The sequence below is a fragment of the Halorubrum sp. AJ67 genome, assembly GCF_000513435.1.
This window is the reverse complement of sequence record NZ_CBVY010000010.1, coordinates 130,245-132,958: the sequence shown is the minus strand read 5'-3', so window position 1 is coordinate 132,958 and position 2,714 is coordinate 130,245. Positions and strand designations below refer to the sequence as shown.

Below are 2,714 nucleotides of genomic sequence, written 5' to 3'. Positions count from 1 at the left end.
ACTCGACGCCGCCCGAGCGCGCGCGAGCCGAATCGACCGGAGATGTGCCGAATTTTATCGATTCTCGGGAGTAAGAAACCCAGTACACCCGGGTGCTTCGGCCGATTCGGCGGGTCGATCGCCTCAAGTATCATGAACGAAAGCAACGTTTAAGTCTAACATAGTGAACCGGTACCACGAGGCAGGGAACCTATGACAAGTGTAATTTGGATCGTCGTCGCCGTTCTCAGTACGTTCACCGTGGGGTACGTGGGATACTCGCGGTACCTCTCTCGGTTCGTCGATCTCGACGACGAGCGGGAGACGCCGGCACACAAGTACGAGGACGGACAGGAGTACGTACCGGCGAAGAAGCCGGTGCTACTGGGGCATCACTTCTCGAGCATCGCGGGCGGCGCGCCGATCGTCGGCCCGATCACGGCCGGGGCCATCTGGGGATGGGTTCCGGCGCTGCTGTGGGTCGCGATCGGGAACCCGCTGATGGGGGCGGTTCACGACTTCATCTCGCTGTCGGGGTCGATGCGACACGAGGGGAAGTCGATCGGCTTCATCGTCGGCGAGTACGTCGGCGAGCGCGGCAAGAACATGCTGCTGTGGTTCGCGTTCCTCACCATCATCCTCGTGGTGGCGGTGTTCGCTCTGGTCGTCGGGATCGTGTTGAACGCGTTCCCGTCGGCGGCGACCGCGAGCCTGATCTACATCGCGCTGGCGTTCGGGTTCGGCGTCTACCTGTACCAGCTCGACGGCCCGTTCCTGCCGGGGACGGTCCTGTTCGTCGCGGGCGTGTTCGCGGGCGTCTGGGTCGGTATCCAGAACCCGATCGCGCTGTTCCCGGCCGTCGAGGCCGGCACGTATCCGCAGGGTACGATCGTCCTGTTCGAGTTCCTCGGGAGCGGCGCGTGGCTGCCCGGCGCGGTGGTGAGCACCGACGCCATCCTCCAGCCGAACGTCGCGGCGTGGGTGCCGGTCATCCTCGTCTACGCGACGCTCGCGAGCGCGCTCCCGGTGTGGGTGCTGCTCCAGCCGCGCGACTACCTCTCGTCGTTCCTGCTGTACTCCGGCGTCGGCGGGGCGCTGCTGGCGATAATCGTCGGGACGGTCGGGTTCAACCTCGGCATCGATCCGATCACTCCGGTACAGGAGCTCGCGATCGACTCCTCGATCGGGGCGTACATGGGCTTCTTCGGGAGCGACTTGGCAATCGGAGAACGGGGGATCACGCCGTTGTTCCCGCTGCTCTTCGTCACAATCGCCTGCGGGACGATCAGCGGGTTCCACTCGCTGGTGTCCTCCGGCACCACGGCGAAACAGCTGAACCAAGAGAGCGACGCGCGCCTCATCGGCTACGGCGGGATGCTCGGTGAGGGGCTGCTCGCCTCGGTCGCCATCTCGACGCTCGCCATTGCCGGCTCCACGACGGCCGCCGCCGGCGGCGGTATCGGCGGCGCACTGCCGAACTTCGCGACGGGAGGCGGTATCATCCTCACCAGCCTCGGTATTCCCGCCCAGTACGGCGCGCCGTTCATGGCGCTCGTGCTCGTGAGCTTCCTGCTCACGTCGACCGACACCGCCGCGCGGCTCGGTCGGTACATGATGGAGGAGATCGTCGGCACGCAGGGCAGCGGGACGACGACGGGCTTCTCGGCCGACCTTCCCAGCCTCGCGAAGGGGCGGTACACGAACCCGATCATCCAGTCGCTGATCGCGTACGCGCTGGTCATCTCCGGCGAGTGGGTGACGCTCTGGGCGCTGTTCGGCGGGGCGAACCAGCTGCTCGCGGCGCTGGCGCTGCTGACCGGCACCGTGTGGCTCGCCAACTGGGACGAGTCCAAGCAGCTGATCTCCACCGGGGTCCCGATGACGATCATGGTGACGATCACCGTACTCGGGCTGTCGTGGGTCGCCCTGTGGGACAACCTGTATCAGAAGCTCATACTGGGCAACGTGGCCGGACTCAGCGGACAGATATCCGCCGTCGTCCAGATGGCACTGGCGTTCGTGCTGATCTACCTCGCGCTGTCGCTGGTGCGTATCGGCTACGGCAACATCACGAGCGTCCGCGGCGGGAGCGAGCCCGCAGTCGAACCGAGCGACGACTGACGACCGCGGCCGCGGCGTCGCCGTTTTTTAAGCCGGTGTAGCTCATCGCCAGAACCGCTTCGCGAACCGCGAGAAGAGTCCCTCGTCCGGCTCGTCGACCGCCTCCCACAGTCGGAACGCCGCGGCGGTGTCGGCGCTCTCGCTTGCCGCGAGCGACTCGCGGTCGGGCGCGACGACGACCAGGTTCACCTCGTAGTGGCCGTAGTAGCCGAACTTCAGGAGGGTGCGGTCGTGGAACCCCTCGACGAAGTCGGCGACGTCGTCCGGGACCCGATCCGCGACGAGCACGACGGTGACGTCGGTGCCGTAGTGTTCCTCGTGCCCGTCGACGCGGTCGTCGGCGACGCCGTGGGCGAACTCGACGAGTCGTTCCACGTCGGCGACGGACGGCGTCGAGACGCGGCGCGCGAACACGAACTCCATCATGTCGTGGTCCGCGTAGCTCAGGGCGGGGTGGAGGAACTGCTTCTGGTTGCGGACGCGCATCTCCGCGTACAGCTCGAAGCGCTCGCCGTCGACGACCACGTCGCGGTCGAGGTCGTAGCTGTACATGAGCCGGTCCGAGACCCGGTCGAGGTACTCGTCGTCGTAGTCCGGCACCGACTCGCGGATCT

2 protein-coding genes are annotated in these 2,714 nt (G+C 66.3%); one reads left to right on the top strand and one right to left on the bottom strand.

Annotated elements, in window-relative coordinates; genetic code table 11:
* Positions 1 to 192: 192 nt before the first annotated feature.
* On the top strand, positions 193 to 2,100 hold the full coding sequence (locus tag BN903_RS09975; RefSeq protein WP_048077583.1) for a carbon starvation protein A: 1,908 nt from the start codon (positions 193 to 195) through the stop codon (positions 2,098 to 2,100).
* Positions 2,101 to 2,142: 42 nt separating this feature from the next.
* Here BN903_RS09975 and BN903_RS09970 read toward each other — a convergent pair whose 3' ends face one another.
* A complete protein-coding gene (locus tag BN903_RS09970) occupies positions 2,143 to 2,712 on the bottom strand; it encodes a hypothetical protein (RefSeq protein WP_048077582.1) in 570 nt (189 codons plus the stop codon).
* Positions 2,713 to 2,714 lie beyond the last annotated feature (2 nt).